The following is a 16,352-nucleotide window of genomic DNA, read 5'->3' as shown; positions in this document are numbered from 1 at the left end:
ACACGGCACGGGAGGCGCCCATGCCCGACATCATGCCTTTCTTCGCCGTTCCGTTCGGGTTCGCCCGGCTGGAGAACGCCGAAGCGCTGAATCAGCAATTACGCGCGCTGTTCCTGGCGCGCACTGCGGAGGGAGATGCGCACGCCAACCCGCGTCCGCTGACTCAGCGCAATTCGCAGGTGTTCGAAAGTAATTTCGACCTGTTCCGATCCACCGAGCCCTGCCTCAAGCAACTGAAAGAATTCTGCTGGTGGCACCTGCTCAAGCTGGTCTGCGAGCTGAACAACTATGACGAGGCCACCCGCGAGCGTTTGCTGATCTATTCCGACGCGTGGTTTCACGTCACCCGGCGCGGCGGTTTCTTCGGCCTCCACAATCATCCCAACGCTTCGTGGTCGGGCGTGTACTGCGTGGATCCGGGCCGGCACGATCCGGGCAAGCGCGACAGCGGGTTGCTGAGTTTCGTGAATCCCTCGGTTGCCTCGGCCATGCACATGGACGCGGCCAACGCCAATCTCGCTGGCGCTTACTCGCCCAGCATTCGTCACGTGCGCTTCGAAGCCGGGCAACTCGTCCTGTTCCCCTCCTGGGTGTTGCACGACGTGAAGCCGTTCGAAGGCGAGGGCGAGCGCATCACCGTCGCCTTCAACTGCTGGTTTCAGTTGCAGGGCGCGCAGCGCGGGCGTTGATCAGCGGATTCTCTTGACCTTGGCGATGCGCCCGCTGGGCGTGGACAGCCGGAAGGAGTTCAGCGCCGCGCGTGTGATGGTCACGACATCGCCTTCCTTCAACAACAGTGTCTTCGAGCCGCTGATCTGGCGCCACTGCTGCCCGTTGTCCAGCTCGACGACGTTCATGCCTTCGCCATCGGTCGTCAAGGTGGCGATCCGCGCCGTCACTGCGGACAGCTCTTCGCGCTCCGGCAAAGCGGGGGACGCGTCTTGCGGCTTGCTGGCGGTCGTGCCGAACATCGCTTCCGGCGACGGCTTGAACGTCGCGTCCGGGCGCCCGTCCGCCGCGGCCAGCTGCTCGACAGTCCGGTCGTAGCAGGCAAGGCGCTCGCTGCTCCGCTTGATCGACGCGCAAGTACGCAGCGACTCGGGCAGAGCGTTGCCCGGCGGATTCGCGAGAGACGCGCCCGACCAGAGCATGACTGCCAGGCAGGCGAACGAAATGTCAGACCTCGGTCGGCATCCCTTGAACAACTTGTAACCTCTCGATCAATGCGCTTCTTTGGCGGGCGAGTGCGGACCATAGTACTCGGTTATGCCGCCGACCATGGCTCGCACCGAGTCTCGCTCCGCCGCGCTGAGATAAGGATTCCAAACGTCGAAGATGAGTACGGCGCGCGGCGCATCGCTGTCGTTCCAGGCTTCGTGCTCGATCGTGTCGTCGAACACCCAGGCTTCGCCCGTGCGCCATTCGCGGGTGTCCGCGCCGACCCGGAAGCGACATCCCGGCGGAATCACCAGCGGTACATGCACGATCACGCGTGTGTTGGTCACGCCCGTGTGCGCCGGGATATGCGACTTCGCATCGAGAATGGAAAAGAACACGGTCGGCCCGACGCCGTGGATATCCACCGTCGGCACGCTGGCGATCAGCTCGGCGGTTTTCGGACAACGATCGAGATGTTCCTGGATCGGTTTGCCATCCCGCCAGAGATAAAAAACACTCCAGCGGCGCGAATGATTGAGCTCGCGCCACTGATCGAGCGGCAGGCCCTCGGGATAGGCGATGTAAGGCTCGAGCTTGTCGCTGTCTTCACTGAAGATGCGCTCGAACTCGGCACGGATCTCCGCGCTCGCCGCTTCAACCCGCGCGAGCCACGGAAATTCGGTACGGGGATAAAACTCCAGCGCAGGGAGCTTGGGAAAGTGCAGGAAGGTCGGGCGGCACGTGTAGATGCGACGCTTGCCGAGGAAGGCGTCTTCGCACAGCTGGAATCGGCTACGGTCCTCGCCGGGATGCTGGGCGTGAACTTCATCGAGCCTGCTCCGCAGGAACTCCTCCAGGGCGGCATTGTTATCGCTGACTGCCTGGCGGGCTCGCTGTATCGGCGCGCGCAGCGACTCGGGCAACTGCGAGCCTGGCGGAATCGTCTGTAATGCATTGAAGTAAACCAAGGCGGCGGCGCGCCGCTGGTTCGTCGCTTCCAACAGCGACGCCTTCTGCAGCAGGGCCAGCAGGTGACGGGGCTCGATGGCCAGCGCGCGATCCAGCGCAGTCATTTCCTGCTCCGGCAGGTTCAGGCGACGCAGGACCGAGCCGAGATTGATCCAGAACGCCGGATTGCGCGCGTCCCGCTCTATGGCCTGCTCGATCAAACGGCGCGCCTCGGCCAGGTTTCCCCAGTGCAACTGCTGTACTCCCGAGGCATTCAGCACCAACGGGTGCTCTGGCGCCAATGTTCTGGCGCGCCTCAAGAGATCTTCCGCCTCGGGGCGTCGCCCGCTCGCCCAGGCGCGTTCCGATTGTTGTACTAAGTTGCGAACCTGAGCTTCATCGACCGGAGTCGTCGTCATATAGTTCGTATTCCCTCCCGTTGCGGTACTGTAGCGTCACATCAGCAGATTCGGCTACGGAAGCGCCCAAAGAGTCATAACTATTCTCGGATTTGCGACGCCGGGCGGCAGGAGTGTTGGCAGGCTGTCGCTCGCCTCGCGCGCCGGGGCGATACAGTGAGCCGGTGGAAATCGATCATGCTGTTTCTGGGTAGCGCATTGTTGCTGCTGGTTCTGGCCGCCGAAGCATCGGCGGGGACGGAGCCATTGCCGCTCGTCGATCCGTCGCTACCGCAAAGTCAGGCCCGGGATACCGGCGCAGCCGAGGCGGTCCTCGACCCCGACGAGCCGTTATACGCATCGCCGACCCGGCGCGATCGCATCGGCAGAATCATTGCCCCGGTCATGATCAACGGCCAGGGCCCTTTCCGTTTCGTGGTGGACACCGGCGCCACGCACTCGGCCGTGTCGGAACGCCTCGCGCAGCAGTTGGGATTGGCCGTCGATCCGAAGGAACCTGTCCGCCTGCGCGGTGTGACCGGCTCCGCTCTGGTCGCGACCACCAACGTAGCGAGGTTTCAAGCCGGCGACCTGCTGATCGAGAACGGCAGCATCCCGGTGCTCGCTTCGGTGTGGTCCGGAGCCGACGGCGTGCTGGGCATGCACGGACTGGACGAAAAGATCATCGTGGTCGACTTCAAGCGCGACCGGATTCAGATCTTGAATTCGAGCAGCAAGCGCTGGCGCGACCTGACCAGCGTCCCGGTCAAGCTTGGCTTCGAACGGCTGCTGCTCGCGGACGGATATGTCGGGCGCGTGCGGGTCAAAGCCATCATCGACACCGGAGCGCAACACACGCTGGGCAATCGAGCCTTGCGCGAGGCCCTGGAACTCGACAGCGGCTCTCGCATGCCAACGTATATCTCCGTGCAGGGCGTGACCACCGGAGTGCAGCTCGGCGAACTGGCCGCGGCGCCGCTCATCCGCATCGGCAACATGCACATGGCGCAGGTCAACGTCGCTTTCGGCGATATGCATGTGTTCGATGTATGGGGACTGGCCGAGGAGCCCGCGCTGCTGGTGGGCATGGACGTGCTCGGCGTTCTCGAAGTCATCGTGATCGACTACCGACGCCGTGAGCTGCGTTTCAAGTCACGCTCCAGCGGCATCACGGTGCGCTCCCGCTGAGCAGCGGGCAATTCCACGAAGGCGGCGCCGCCGCATTGTTTCCTGTTTGTTGCGATGTCATCAGTTCGCCGGGCGAGTACACAACTCGCACGGAATGATGCGCTGCGTGTAGCGATACACGTTCGGACACTCTCCGCCTGTCAGCCAACAACCCGCCGGATGTGGGCACAGATTGTTCGTTTTTCACGAAACGCCACCTTGCCTGCGTGTGGTGACTTAGCAACGGTATACAACAAGCGTGCGCGGCAATGTGCGCTGCGCGCAGCAAGTCCAAGCATTTGCCGGGGATGAGCTGGTGATCGCACGCAACAGGCTTTAAATGGGTCAATCACGGTTGTATGCTCAACGCGACGCTTGGTCGATGCAGATGAAACATCTGTTTACGACCCGGGGCCAGGACTGACAACACAGGGAGATCACACAGGGAGATCACATCCGCCCACACCCTCTCGCAGGAGGAGATATTAAATGTCCACTAGTACGTCGATACGACGCGCAGTTCGCTACGTGCTGCTGTCTGGCGCCTCTGCTGCAACAGTGGTGCTGCCTGCACAAGCCCAGCAGGAAGAACCCGCGATCACGGAAGTGATCGTGACCGGCTCGCGAATTCCGCAGCCCAACCTCACCAGCATCAGCCCGGTCACTGCCGTGACCTCTGAGCAGATCAAGATCGAAGGCGTGGTCCGCGTCGAAGACTTGATCAACAACCTGCCGCAAGCCTTCGCCGACTTCGGCGGCAACCTGTCGAACGGCGCCACCGGCACCGCGACGGTCAACCTGCGTAACCTCGGCTCCGAACGCACCCTGGTGCTGGTCAACGGCCGCCGGCTGATGCCGGGCGACCCGACCCAGAACGGCGCTGCCTCGCCCGACTTGAACCAGATCCCCGGCGCGCTGATCGAGCGTGTCGAAGTGCTGACGGGCGGCGCGTCCGCGGTGTACGGCGCCGACGCCGTCGCGGGTGTCGTCAACTTCATCATGAACGACAACTTCGAAGGCATCCGCGTCGACACTCAGTACGGTTTCTATCAACACGAGAACGACAGCCGCATCGGTGACATCGTGCGCGGCCAGGGCTTCGCGACGCCTGACAGCAACGTGACCGACGGCACCCAGAAGGAGATCACCTTCATCGCCGGCATCAACACGCCGGATGGCCGTGGTAACGCCACGGTGTACGTCGGCTACCGCGAGCTCGATGCATTCAGGCAGGACCAGCGCGACTTCAGCGCCTGCGCCCTGGGCTCCGGCTACGAAGAAGATGGCGATACGGATTTCTTCTGCGCCGGCTCTTCGACCTCCGCGCGCGGCCGTTTCTTGTTCGGCGATCTGGACAGCACCATCGGCGACGATGGACAGCTGCGCGACTGGACCGACGCGGACCTGTACAACTTCGCGCCGGACAACTATTACCAGCGCCCGGACGAGCGCAAGACAGCCGGCGTGTTCGCGCACTATGACTTCAGCGAAGCGGCCAGCATCTACACCGAGTTCATGTTCATGGACGACCGCACCCTGGCGCAGATCGCGCCGTCGGGCGCGTTCATCGGTGGCGGCCCGGCGTTCCCGCCGTTCTTCGGCGACCAGGCCATCAACTGCGACAACCCGTACCTGAGCTCGAGCATGGTCGAGGGCTGGTGCGGTGGCGATACTGCCGCGGGCGACGTGAACGTGACATTGGGTCGTCGTAACGTCGAAGGTGGCGGTCGTATCGACGACCTACGTCATACCTCATATCGCGGCGTGCTGGGTGTGCGCGGCGATTTCGCCACTGCCTGGAACTACGACGTGTACGCCATGTACGGCGAGACGGTGCTGTCCGAGCGCTATAACAACGACATGTCGCGCACCCGCCTGGGCAACGCGTTGAATGCGGTCGTCGATAGCGACACCGGCGAGATCGTCTGCCGGCTCAATTCGACACAGGAAGGCAATCCGCTGAACAACGATCCCGCTTGCGTGCCGTACAACATCTTCCAGCTGGGCGGGGTGACGCCGGAAGCTCTGGACTACCTGCAGATTCCGGGTATCTCGACCGGTTCCACCGTCGAGCAGATCCTGAGCGGCTCGATCGCCGGCGACCTCGGTGAGTACGGCATCAAGTTGCCGACGGCGAATGACGGCCTGGGGGTGGCGTTCGGCGCCGAGTACCGCTCGGAACGATCCGAGCTGCGCACCGATAACGCGTTCCAGACAAACGATCTCGCGGGTCAGGGCGCTCCGACGCTCGACACGGTGGGCTCGTTCGACGTGCGTGAAGTGTTCGGCGAAGTGCGCCTGCCGATCCTGCAGGAGAAGCCGTTCGCGCAGACCCTGTCGGTCGAGGCTGGCTATCGCTATTCGGACTACAACCTGGGCTTCCAGACGGACACCTACAAATTCGGTCTCGACTGGGCGCCCGTGGAGAGCATCCGCTTGCGCGGCAGCTATCAGCGCGCGGTCCGTTCGCCGAACGTCCAGGAGTTGTTCCTGCAGCAGCGCGTGCAGCTGAACGGCAACCAGGATCCTTGCGCGGGCGATGAGCCGACGGCCACTTTCGAGCAGTGCGCACGTTCGGGTGTGACGGCAGCACAGTACGGCAACATCCTGGAGAACCCGTCCGCGCAGTACAACGGTCTGGTGGGCGGCACTGTGACTCTCGATCCGGAAGAGTCGGACACCTACTCTTACGGTCTGGTGCTCACACCGACATTCCTGCCGGGCTTCACCATGACCCTGGACTACTTCGACATCAAGGTGGAGAAGCAGATCGACCAGATCGGCCAGGACTTCATCATCGACCAGTGTCTGTTGTCGGGCGATCCGGCGTTCTGCGGTCGCATCAACCGCATCCAGGCGCCGGGCACGATCGCGGATGGCTCGTTGTGGCTGGGTGACTCGGGCTATGTCCAGGATCCGTACCTCAACACGGGTTCGCTGCAGACCTCGGGTATCGACATCGAGACCAACTACCGGCTGGAAGTCGGCCCCGCTGGCGCGATCGCGTTCAGCCTGGTCGGCACCCACACCGAAGAGTTCATCACCGAGCCGTTGCCGGGCTATCCCAAGTACGACTGCGTCGGCTTCTACGGCACCACTTGCGGTACCGCGATTCCGGAATGGCGCCACAAGCTGCGTGCGAACTGGCTGTCGCCGTGGGGTATGGATCTGGCCGTGACCTGGCGCTACATCGACGAGACCGAGCTGGATGCTTCCAGCAGCGATCCGGATCTGGCGAGCCCTGGCTTTGCGTTCACCGACGCCCGGTTGGGTTCGCGCAGCTACATCGACCTGTCCGCGTCCTACACGTTCCAGGAGATGGGCCCGGTCAACAGCTTGACCGGCCGCCTGGGCATCAACAACGTGATGGACAAGGATCCGCCGCTGATCGGTCAGGACAACTGCCCGTCGGTGCTGTGTAACGGCAACACCTTCCCGCAGGTGTACGACACCCTGGGGCGGTTTATCTTCGTCGGTCTGACGGCTGATTTCTAATCGGCTTGGATCGAAACTGCACGGCGGGCTCGATGCCCGCCGTCTTTTTTTGGCAGGGTTATGACGATCCGCTCGCTTGCCATCGTGCTGCTGTTGTTCGTCTCGTCCGCTCCGGCGGCGGAACAGACCGGCAAACACACGTTCCAGGCGGCAGGGTTACGCCGCACGTTTTATCTCTACTCGCCCGCGATGTCCGCGGACACACCGCCGCCGCTGCTGCTCGCCTTGCACGGATCCCATGGCAGGGCGGAGGACATGATCGAGAGCTGGATGCCGATAGCGGGCGCAGCTGGGCTGATGGTGGTCGCGCCGGTGGCGCGGCAGCCGGCGGCATGGCAGATCCGGGCGGATGGTCCTCAGTTCATGCGCGCGCTGGTCGATGAAGTCGAGCGGCTGCATCCCATCGATCGCCGTCGTATTTATTTATTCGGTTATTCCGGTGGCGCTGTTTTCGCGCTCACCTTGTCGATGCTGGAATCGGAACATTTTGCGGCTACGGCGGTGTACGCGGGCGCCTGGCGCCAGCCGAACGAATTCATCGCCGTGCCTCACGCCAGACGCGCCATTCCGGTCGCCATCTTCGTCGGCGAGCGCGATGAGTATTTTCGGTTGCACGATGTCCGTAAGACATATGAGGTCTTGCAGGAGGCCGGCCATCCCTCCAACCTCACGATCCTGCCGGGGCGCACTCACAGCTACGGCAACGTGGCGCGGGAGGTCAACGAGGCCGCCTGGGACTGGCTGAAGGTTTATCGATCATGACGACCAAATTGCAACGTATCGTCCTCGCGACGGCGATGGTCGTGACCCTGCAGGCAGCGAACGCGGCGGAGCGCCTCGACGCCGAACGCGTCGTTGCCTGCGCTGACGAGCGTGACGATGCGCGGCGCCTCGCTTGTTATGACGACGCAGTCGCCGCTGCCAAGAGATCAGGAGCGCCCGTCTCGCCGGCGCCCGCTCCCGCGATGAATTCCAAAAATGAGTTCGGCGTCACCGGCAGCGCGGTCGCTCGTCAGCGCAGCGACGAGCAGCAAGAGCAGACGCGTGACAAGGAGGCGATCGAGAGCCTGACCGCGGTGGTCACGGCCGTATGGTCGAAGCCGCATGGCGAGCTCGTCATCACGCTCGACAACGGCCAGGTCTGGGCGCAGAAGCGCAAGGAGCGCTACTTCGCCGCCAAGCCTGGCGATAAAGTCACGATCGATGCCGGAATGCTGGGCTCGTACCGCATGATCATCGGCAATCGCTCGACGCACGTCACGCGGCTCAAGTAGTCGGTGGCTTGCGCGGCACGGCGTCGAACGCGATGGTCGTGCGAGGCTCCGAGCCATGGATGGGATTGGTTCCGTGCCACGTGTACGAAGGAAACAGCACCAGTCGACCGGGGCGTGGCTGCACCACGGCCTCGGGGCCGACGCCGGGAACGGCAAAGCGCGGCTCTCCGAACTTGAGCCAACCGGACATCAAGCTCTCATCTTTCACTTCTTCGGGAACGGCGACGTAATACGCCGAGCTGATCCAGCCCTGAGGGTGCACGTGATTGACGTGATAACCCTCTCGGCGCAGTTGCACCGACCATGCGGCGACAATGTCGGCAGCCCCCTGGTTGCGCGAGCTCAAGGGATGTTTCGAATCGGCGCCGATCCGCTGCTGGTAGTCCTGCAATGGCAGCTGGAAGATTTCGAGGATGGCGCGGATCGCGGGGTCGGACTCGATCAGCAAGTTGCGCGCCGTCTGACTGCCGTTGCGTAGACTTTGATCGAGCGGATGTTTCGCGAAGGGATGGCGTGTGTCCAATGCACGTAACAGCGCCGCATTCAACTCTTGCATCGATGACCAGCCTATCGGTGCTTCGATGTCATAAGTGCGCACCAGCCGGCTGTAGTCGTACAGCTCCTGATATAACGGATCGCCGAGCACGCGCGCCGCAGTCGCTTCATAAGCGATCCAGCTCTGCACCGATGGATTCAACTCGCGTTGCCGCTTGATGAAGGGCAGGGCGTCTTGCGCGCGACCTCGGGACAGAAGGATCGACACCAGGATGTCGCTGAAGCGCGGGTCGTCGGGTCGCGCGCCGGCCGCTTCGAGCGCGTAAGTCTCCGCGTCCTTGAGCTGACCGCCTTCGAGCAGTACTTCGGCCAGAGCAGCGGACGCATCGGGCGTCGAGCCATGTCGTTGGATCGCATCGCGGAGCGTGGACTCGGCGCGCCGCAAGTCACCCGCCCGTCGCAACAACAGGCTGAACAGGATTTTCAGATCGGGATCCGAACGCTCGGTCGCGGTCTCCGCGAGGGTGCGTGAAAAATCCGGATCGCCTCGCATGAAACGCACACGCGCGAGATTGATCTGCGCTTCGCCGTGCAACGGGTTCAGCGCGACAGCGCGTTGGAAGGCGCGCTCGGCGTCATCGAGCCGGAGCAATTGCGTGAGCGCAATGCCACGGTTCATTTCCAGCTCCAGGCCGCTCAGCCCCAGCGATTGAGCCTGCTCCAGCGCCTGCAGCGCTTCCTCGGCCCGATCCATGCGCGTCAGTACCGAGCCGAGATTGTGATAAGCATGCGGCTGGGTGGGCGCCGCCTGAACGGCTCGTCGATAAGCCTGTTCGGCCTCCGGCAGTCGCAGCTGTTCGCGCAGGGTCATGGCCAACAGCGACCACGCAGTGCTGTCACGCTCGTTTGCAGCCACGAGCGTGCGCGCCTCTGCTTCGGCAGTCGTATGTTTGCCCTGATCGCTCAACGCGCGGATCAGGCCCACGCGCGCGCCGCTTTGATTGGGAGCGAGCTGCAGCGCCTCGCGATAGAGCGACTCCGCCAGCGCTGGTCGGCCGGTCCGGCGGAGCAGGTTGGCGAGATTGGCCTTGAACTCGGGTTGGCGCGGTTCGAGCGCGATGCTCTCCCGCAGCAGGCGTTCGCCATCGGGCAGATCGCCGCGGTCCTTGCGAATCAGACCCAGCAGGTGAGTGGCAGCCGCATGCCGCGGAGACTGGGTCAGGATGTCACGACAGCAGACTTCCGCCTCGGCGAGTTTCCCTTGCCGCACCAGGGTCGTGACTCGGGCCAGCTCCGCGCTCATCCGACTCAACTCATAACGTGCCGTTCAGGGGCGCCTCGTCCTGATAGTACTGTTTCATTTCGCGCACTGCCTTGCTGACCAGGGCGCGCTCGGCGGGGGACAGGAACGGATTCCACACGTCGAAGATGAGGATGGCGCGTGGCACGTCGCTGTCGTTCCAGGCTTCGTGCTCGATGCTGTCATCGAATACCCACGCGGCGCCGGGACGCCATTCGCGCGTTTCGGAGCCGACACGAAACCGGCAACCTTCGGGAATGATCAATGGCACATGCGTGATCACGCGCGTGTTGGTCACGCCGGTGTGTGCAGGGATGTGGGATTTTGCGTCGAGGATGGAGAAGAACGCAGTCGGCGCAAAACCCGGCACATCGTGCATCGGTAACTGCTGCAAAATTTCGGCCGTTCGTGGACACCGTTCCAGATGCTCGTGCTGTGGCGCGCCGTCGCGCCACAAATAGAAAACGCTCCACTTGCGCGAATGATTCAACTCCGCCCACTGATCCAGAGGCCGACCTTTGGGATAGGCGACATAGGGTTCGAGCCGGTCCGCATCTTCCGCGAAGATGCGTTCGAACTCGGCGCGAATGCTGTCTGTGGCCGTTTCGACGACGCTGAGCCACGGGAACAGGTCACGTGGATAGAACTCCAGCGCCGGAAGCTTGGGGAAGCACAGGAACGTCGGTCGGGGCGTGTAGATGCGTCGGCGGTGTACGAAGCTGTCGATGCAGTGATCGAAGCGTGACTGATCTTCGTCCGCGTGTTCCTGGCGCAGCTCGCGCAGCTGTGTCGCCAGATGATCTGCCAGAGCCGCATCGTTCGCATTGGTGACATCGATCGCTCTCTGCACCATCGTGCGTAGCTGGATCGGCAGCTGGGTGTTGGCCGAAAGGGTCTGCAACGCGTTGTGATAGACCTTGGCCGCCGCTTTGGGTTTGCCCTGCCGCTCCAACAGGGCGCCCTTCTGCAGCAGAGCAGCCAGGTGCCGCGGCTCGGTTTCCAGCACGCGCTCCAAGGCTCGCATCTCATCTGCATCGAGCGCGAGGCCACGTAGCGCGGCGGCAAGATTCATCCACAGCCGGGTGTTCGCGGGCTCCTGGGCGACCGCACGTTCCAGCAGCGAGCGTGCGCTGGCCCAGTTGCCTCTTTGCATCTCGCCGACGGCGGTGGCGTTCAGGATGGCCGGATGTTCCGGCGCGGCGCTCCGCACACGAGCCATCAACGCTTCGGCCTGCGGCCGGTTACCGGACTGCAAAGCCTGCTCGGCCTGCTGGATCCAGGACTGCACTTCGGCCGGATCGACCTGAGCCTGCGTCATGGCGTTTATGTCATGGCGTCACGGGGCGGTCGTGAACGCCGGGTGAATGACCTGAGCGCCCGCCTTGATGTTATTGCGTTTGGCGACGCCTGCGTTGAGCTCGATCACGGCCAGCACGGGCGCGCCCGATTCGATGGTTTTGGTCGACATGGGCGTGGTGCTTTCAACCACGCGCTCGACGCGGCCATCGGCGCGGACAAACAGCATGTCGAGCGGGATGTGCGTGTTCTTCATCCACATGGCCACCGGTTGTGACTTGTCGTAGATGAAGAGCATTCCCTGTTGATCGGGCATCTTGGTGACGAACATCAGGCCGCGCGCACGGCGTGCATCGTCGTCGGCGATCCACACGTCGAATTTGTGAAGGCGCGCGTCGGGCGTCGCGATCTGCAGTGTCGAACGGCGGAAATACTGATCGAGCTGCGCTGTGGCCTCATCCGCCCGGGCTACTGGCGCATGGCTGACCGCCAGCCAGAACGACGCCGCCGCGGCGAAAAAGGCACGGAGGTACTTTGCACGCTGCGTCATGGTTGGTTCACTGCCATCATCTTGTCTTCGGGCTGTTCCGTATCCTGCTCATCGAAATCCACGCGACCCACGTAGTCAAAGCGCGAGAGCATCACTGCGCCTTTGCCGTTCACCGCCCGCGCGGGTCCCGTACAAAATCCACGGGCGGAAATTCGGTACGATCGCGAGCGGTGCGGTATACCGGTGATGGGCTGCTGCGCGACCTCGTCCAGGGTGCATTTGTTATCTCCCTGCGTGCTGTAAAACTCGCCTTGGCCTTCTCGTATCACCGTCACATTGACTGGCAGCGTCTTGGCCGACTGGCCTTCACGCAGGCCGGCCACGCCGAACAGCAGCACCAGCCGGCCGCCTTCGCTGCCGTCCGGATGGCTGAAACGAATTCGCAGACCGCCGTCCGGGCGCACGGCGCCAGTGCATTCCATGCCGTCGTTGCCCCAAACCAGCTCTGCTTGCACCGCGCCGGAGAGGCGCGCCTTGAGGTAGCCACGGCCGTCCGGCAGGCATGCGGCAGGGGCGGCCGCGCTACTAGCGTTGTCATCTTCCGCAACCGGCGGCTGAGCATGGACCTTGCAGGTCACTCCCAACGTTAACCACCAGATCGTTATTGCGGGCAGGCACCGAAGCCGGCTCGCAAACTGCGAGGAGGCTCCGACATGTCTGAGCGGGAAAACGACGTCGTCACTGAACCGTTGCAGCATGCGGGTATGCTTACTCTCGATGAGGGGTTCCGGCAGACTGTAGCGCCGGAACCTCGCCGTCCCGGTCCTTATCGGGATGGCGAGCAACCCACAATGCCGAAGCTGCGCCCTGCAGGCAAGCGGCGGAGGTCTTCGCCGACACTGAAGTCGGCCAACTTCAGGGACGGGCCGCGTGCCGACGGGGCCGCCCTACGAGAAACGAGAATTGCGGATATGGACGATAGAGCAGAGCCCGCTCGATCGAGGGAAGATCTGGCCCGACGCAACGGCGAGATGCAGATCCGGACGCGCCGTTACGTCAGTCGCATCACGCGCAATACCCTGGCCGTCATCATGGCCGGCGGCCGCGGCGAACGTTTGAAACACTTGACCGATTTTCGATGCAAGCCCGCCACCCCGTTCGGCGGCAAATTCCGCATCATCGATTTCGTGCTGTCGAACTGCGTGAATTCCGGCATCCGGCGCATTCAGGTAATGACCCAGTACAAGGCTCACTCGCTGATTCAGCACATCCAGCGCGGTTGGGGCTATCTGCGGGGCGAGTTCGGCGAGTTCGTCGAGATCATCCCGGCCCAGCAGCAAATGGGCGATTTCTGGTACCGCGGCACCGCCGACTCGCTGTATCAGAACCTGCAGATCATCAAACTGCACAACCCCAAGCACGTGCTGGTGCTGGCGGGCGACCACATCTACAAGATGGATTACGGCGTGATGCTGGCGTCGCACGTCGCCAAGCGCGCCGACATCACCGTCGGCGTGGTCGAAGTGCCGCGCGAGCAAGCGAGCTCTTTCGGCGTGATGAGCGTCGATCCGGACTATCGCATCACTAAATTTTCCGAAAAGCCCAAGGAGCCGGAGGGCATTCCGGGGCGCGAGCACATGGCGCTCGGGTCGATGGGCATTTATGTATTCAAAGCCGCGCTGCTGTACCGGCTGCTCGAGGAACAGGCTCAGCGGTCTGATACGTCGCACGACTTCGGCCGCAATATCATTCCCGGCGCGCTCGGCACTCATAAGGTAATCGCGTACCCGTTCACCGACACCGAGACCCGCGTGCAACACTACTGGCGCGACGTCGGGACGGTGGATGCGTTCTACGACGCCAACATGGAGCTGATCTACGTCAATCCCGAGCTGAACATCTACGACGAGCACTGGCCGATCTGGACCTATCAGCGCCAGTACCCGCCCGCGAAGTTCGTGCTCGACGAGGACGGCCGACGTGGCGTGGCCATCAACTCTATGGTGTCCGGCGGCTGCATCATCTCCGGCGCCACCGTCAATCAGTCGCTGCTGTTCTCGAACGTGCGCGTCGAGGAACGCAGCTACATAGAGCGGTCCGTGATCTTCCCCGACGTGAAGGTCGGCGCGGGCAGCGTGATCAAACGCGCCATCGTCGATACCGGCAGTGTCGTCCCGCCCGGCACGCAGATCGGCGTCAATCGCGAAGACGACGCCCGGCGCTTCTACATGAGCGAGGCAGGCGTCGCGCTGGTCACCAGGGACATGCTGGCTCGATTGCAGCGAGGCTGAGAGAGGGAATCCCTGCAGCCGGCCTGAGCCGGCGCGGGTCACGGATCGGTTGTGCGTCACAGGAGTCCGGCCCGGGCTCTGCTATTCTTCGCCCCCAGTTTCCCCTGGGGGCATAGATGAACAAGGTCGTTACGCGTTTCGCGCTGGTCTTCGCGCTGCTCATCACCGCCAGCAGTTGCAGCGTCTTGCGTCCGGAGTTGCAGGCGCCGCGGTTGGCGCTGATGAGCGTCGCCATGACTTCGGCGGACATTTTCAATCAGCAGTTCCTGATTCGCGTCAACATCGAGAATCCGAACGATCGCGAGTTGCCCATCACCGGGCTGGACTACAAGGTGTTCCTGGAAGGCGATAGCTTCGCCAAAGGCACGCTCAAGCGCCCGTTCACGGTGCCGGCCAACGGCGAGACCGATTTCGACATGACGATACGGACCAATTTCGTGAGCGGCATCGGGCGACTGCTGTCGCGGCTGAATGGCCGCACGCAGGTGAATTACACGGTCGAGGGCAAGCTGCTCACCGACATCCGGTTTCTGAAAAAGATTCCGTTCAACGAAACCGGCAGCGTCAACCTCGACGTCATGAAGTGATGCCGGTGAGGTCTCGATAGAGTCTCACGTACTCGCCGGTCTGCTTGTCCCAGGAAAAATCCTGGGCCATGCCGTTGCGCATGAGCTGCCGCCAGCCGTCCTGATCCTTGAAGAAATCCAGCGCCGTGTGGATGGCCCAGGTCACCGCCGGGACGTCGAAGTCGTTGAACACGACGCCCGTGCCCTGGCGGGTCGCCGGATCCCACATCTGCACCGAGTCGGCGAGGCCGCCGGTGCGGCGGACGATGGGCGCCGTGCCGTACTTCAGGCTGTACATCTGATTCAGGCCGCACGGCTCGTACTGCGACGGCATTAGAAACATATCGCTCGCCGCTTCGATCAGATGCGCCAGTTCCTCGTGATAGCCGCGATGGAACACCACTCGATCCGGGAAGCGCTGCTGTAGGCCCACGAAAAAACCTTCGTAGTGCGGCTCGCCGCTGCCCAGCGCCACCAGGCTCATGTCGCGCGTCGCCAGAATGTGCGGCAGCGAGTCGAACAGCAGATCGAAACCTTTCTGCACCGTCATGCGCGACACGATACCCATCATGGGCGCGCTGTCGCTGACCGAGAGATTCAACCAATCCAGCAGGGAGCGCTTGGTGGCCAGCTTGCCGGACAGATCCTGCGGCGAGAAGTGATGTTTCAAATACCGGTCGGTGGCCGGATTCCACTCGCTGTAGTCGACACCGTTCAGAATGCCGACGACGCCATCGGCTCGCGCACGTAGCGCGCCGTCGAGCCCGTGACCGCCGATGGGGCTGCAAATCTCCTGCGCGTAAGTCGGGCTCACCGTGGTGACCCGATCCGCGTGCCGGACTCCTTCGCGCAACCAGTTGAACGCGCCGCCCGCCAATGTTTCAGGCGACACCAGGTGTCGCACCTCGCCGCCGATGTCGTAAGTCGTGCCGGCGGAAAAGATGCCTTGATAGCCGATGTTATGAATCGACAGCACCGAGCGCGTGTTCGCAAACAAACCGTCCCAGGCGTACACGCTCTTGAGCATCATCGGCATGAGTGCCGTGTGCCAGTCGTTGCAATGCATGACGTCGGGCGCGAAGCCCATGCGCTGACAGCCGTCCAGCGCCGCTCGTTGCAGCACCAGAAAGCGGAGGTGCTCGTCCACGCCCGAAGTGTAGAGCGAAGGCCGATCGTAGACTTCCGGACAGTGCACTAGATACAGCGGCACCGACGAATTCGGCAGCTGCGATTCGAGCAGGGAAAATGTGTAGCGATGCGGGCCCAGCGCCAAGGGCACCTGGCGCGCATTGTCCAGCGTGGGAGCGTGATGGACCGCGCCGTTGCTCATGGTTGAATACAACGGCATGAACACACGAACGTCGTGCCCGAGCTCGTGCAGATGACGCGGCAGCACGCCGGCGACGTCGGCGAGACCGCCGGTTTTGGCCAGCGGCGCGATTTCCGACGCGACGAAACAAATTTTCAAAGGCAT

14 protein-coding genes are annotated in these 16,352 nt (G+C 63.0%); 7 read left to right on the top strand and 7 right to left on the bottom strand.

Annotated elements, in window-relative coordinates:
- Positions 1–20 precede the first annotated feature (20 nt).
- Entirely contained in the window at positions 21–689 is a 669-nt protein-coding gene (locus VGD45_RS16685) for a putative 2OG-Fe(II) oxygenase (RefSeq protein WP_331156461.1), read from the top strand.
- On the opposite strand, the gene VGD45_RS16680 is transcribed toward VGD45_RS16685, so the two are convergent.
- Both VGD45_RS16680 and VGD45_RS16675 read right to left on the bottom strand, forming a co-directional pair.
- Positions 690–1,151, bottom strand: coding sequence for a hypothetical protein (locus tag VGD45_RS16680; protein ID WP_331156460.1), 462 nt, complete (start codon positions 1,149–1,151; stop codon positions 690–692).
- A gap of 69 nt (positions 1,152–1,220) precedes the next feature.
- On the bottom strand, positions 1,221–2,525 hold the full coding sequence (locus tag VGD45_RS16675) for an aspartyl/asparaginyl beta-hydroxylase domain-containing protein (protein ID WP_331156459.1): 1,305 nt from the start codon (positions 2,523–2,525) through the stop codon (positions 1,221–1,223).
- A 177-nt stretch (positions 2,526–2,702) separates the two neighbouring features.
- Between VGD45_RS16675 and VGD45_RS16670 the strand changes: the two genes are divergently transcribed.
- From VGD45_RS16670 to VGD45_RS16655, 4 genes are all read left to right on the top strand, one after another.
- Positions 2,703–3,692, top strand: coding sequence for a retroviral-like aspartic protease family protein (locus VGD45_RS16670; protein ID WP_331156458.1), 990 nt, complete (start codon positions 2,703–2,705; stop codon positions 3,690–3,692).
- A 468-nt stretch (positions 3,693–4,160) separates the two neighbouring features.
- Positions 4,161–7,166, top strand: a complete 3,006-nt coding sequence (locus VGD45_RS16665) for a TonB-dependent receptor plug domain-containing protein (protein ID WP_331156457.1) — start codon at positions 4,161–4,163, stop codon at positions 7,164–7,166.
- 60 nt (positions 7,167–7,226) lie between these two features.
- Entirely contained in the window at positions 7,227–7,928 is a 702-nt protein-coding gene (locus VGD45_RS16660) for an alpha/beta hydrolase family esterase (RefSeq protein WP_331156456.1), read from the top strand.
- Entirely contained in the window at positions 7,925–8,440 is a 516-nt protein-coding gene (locus tag VGD45_RS16655; protein ID WP_331156455.1) for a hypothetical protein, read from the top strand. The genes VGD45_RS16660 and VGD45_RS16655 overlap by 4 nt, the downstream gene beginning before the upstream one ends.
- Here VGD45_RS16655 and VGD45_RS16650 read toward each other — a convergent pair.
- Genes VGD45_RS16650 through VGD45_RS16635 form a run of 4 tightly spaced genes read right to left on the bottom strand, consistent with a single transcriptional unit; the run spans position 8,433 to position 12,779 of the window.
- A complete protein-coding gene (locus VGD45_RS16650) occupies positions 8,433–10,238 on the bottom strand; it encodes a tetratricopeptide repeat protein (RefSeq protein WP_331156454.1) in 1,806 nt (601 codons plus the stop codon). The genes VGD45_RS16655 and VGD45_RS16650 overlap by 8 nt on opposite strands.
- Before the next feature lie 10 nt (positions 10,239–10,248).
- Positions 10,249–11,553, bottom strand: a complete 1,305-nt coding sequence (locus tag VGD45_RS16645; RefSeq protein ID WP_331156453.1) for an aspartyl/asparaginyl beta-hydroxylase domain-containing protein — start codon at positions 11,551–11,553, stop codon at positions 10,249–10,251.
- A gap of 18 nt (positions 11,554–11,571) precedes the next feature.
- Positions 11,572–12,081: a DUF192 domain-containing protein gene (locus tag VGD45_RS16640; protein ID WP_331156452.1), complete on the bottom strand. Its 510-nt coding sequence runs from the start codon at positions 12,079–12,081 to the stop codon at positions 11,572–11,574.
- Entirely contained in the window at positions 12,078–12,779 is a 702-nt protein-coding gene (locus VGD45_RS16635) for a hypothetical protein (protein WP_331156451.1), read from the bottom strand. The genes VGD45_RS16640 and VGD45_RS16635 overlap by 4 nt, the downstream gene beginning before the upstream one ends.
- A 273-nt stretch (positions 12,780–13,052) precedes the next feature.
- Between VGD45_RS16635 and glgC the strand changes: the two genes are divergently transcribed.
- Positions 13,053–14,312, top strand: a complete 1,260-nt coding sequence (glgC, locus tag VGD45_RS16630; RefSeq protein ID WP_349263299.1) for a glucose-1-phosphate adenylyltransferase — start codon at positions 13,053–13,055, stop codon at positions 14,310–14,312.
- A gap of 116 nt (positions 14,313–14,428) precedes the next feature.
- On the top strand, positions 14,429–14,899 hold the full coding sequence (locus VGD45_RS16625; protein ID WP_331156449.1) for an LEA type 2 family protein: 471 nt from the start codon (positions 14,429–14,431) through the stop codon (positions 14,897–14,899).
- Here VGD45_RS16625 and VGD45_RS16620 read toward each other — a convergent pair.
- Positions 14,889–16,352, bottom strand: coding sequence for a glycogen synthase (locus VGD45_RS16620; protein WP_331156448.1), 1,464 nt, complete (start codon positions 16,350–16,352; stop codon positions 14,889–14,891). The two genes, VGD45_RS16625 and VGD45_RS16620, sit on opposite strands and share 11 nt — an antisense overlap.

It is taken from the genome of Steroidobacter sp. (assembly GCF_036402275.1).
GTDB lineage: Bacteria > Pseudomonadota > Gammaproteobacteria > Steroidobacterales > Steroidobacteraceae > Steroidobacter.
The sequence above is the reverse complement of the archived record's forward strand: the minus strand, read 5'-3'. Positions and strand labels throughout refer to the sequence as shown.

Bases quoted from the DNA above. Each gene is read 5' to 3' on its own strand.
- VGD45_RS16685 (WP_331156461.1), top strand. From the start codon at position 21: ATGCCCGACATCATGCCTTTCTTCGCCGTTCCGTTCGGGTTCGCCCGG.
- VGD45_RS16680 (WP_331156460.1), bottom strand. From the start codon at position 1,151: ATGCTCTGGTCGGGCGCGTCTCTCGCGAATCCGCCGGGCAACGCTCTG.
- VGD45_RS16675 (WP_331156459.1), bottom strand. From the start codon at position 2,525: ATGACGACGACTCCGGTCGATGAAGCTCAGGTTCGCAACTTAGTACAA.
- VGD45_RS16670 (WP_331156458.1), top strand. From the start codon at position 2,703: ATGCTGTTTCTGGGTAGCGCATTGTTGCTGCTGGTTCTGGCCGCCGAA.
- VGD45_RS16665 (WP_331156457.1), top strand. From the start codon at position 4,161: ATGTCCACTAGTACGTCGATACGACGCGCAGTTCGCTACGTGCTGCTG.
- VGD45_RS16660 (WP_331156456.1), top strand. From the start codon at position 7,227: ATGACGATCCGCTCGCTTGCCATCGTGCTGCTGTTGTTCGTCTCGTCC.
- VGD45_RS16655 (WP_331156455.1), top strand. From the start codon at position 7,925: ATGACGACCAAATTGCAACGTATCGTCCTCGCGACGGCGATGGTCGTG.
- VGD45_RS16650 (WP_331156454.1), bottom strand. From the start codon at position 10,238: ATGAGCGCGGAGCTGGCCCGAGTCACGACCCTGGTGCGGCAAGGGAAA.
- VGD45_RS16645 (WP_331156453.1), bottom strand. From the start codon at position 11,553: ATGACGCAGGCTCAGGTCGATCCGGCCGAAGTGCAGTCCTGGATCCAG.
- VGD45_RS16640 (WP_331156452.1), bottom strand. From the start codon at position 12,081: ATGACGCAGCGTGCAAAGTACCTCCGTGCCTTTTTCGCCGCGGCGGCG.
- VGD45_RS16635 (WP_331156451.1), bottom strand. From the start codon at position 12,779: ATGCTGCAACGGTTCAGTGACGACGTCGTTTTCCCGCTCAGACATGTC.
- glgC (WP_349263299.1), top strand. From the start codon at position 13,053: ATGCAGATCCGGACGCGCCGTTACGTCAGTCGCATCACGCGCAATACC.
- VGD45_RS16625 (WP_331156449.1), top strand. From the start codon at position 14,429: ATGAACAAGGTCGTTACGCGTTTCGCGCTGGTCTTCGCGCTGCTCATC.
- VGD45_RS16620 (WP_331156448.1), bottom strand. From the start codon at position 16,352: ATGCCTTTGAAAATTTGTTTCGTCGCGTCGGAAATCGCGCCGCTGGCC.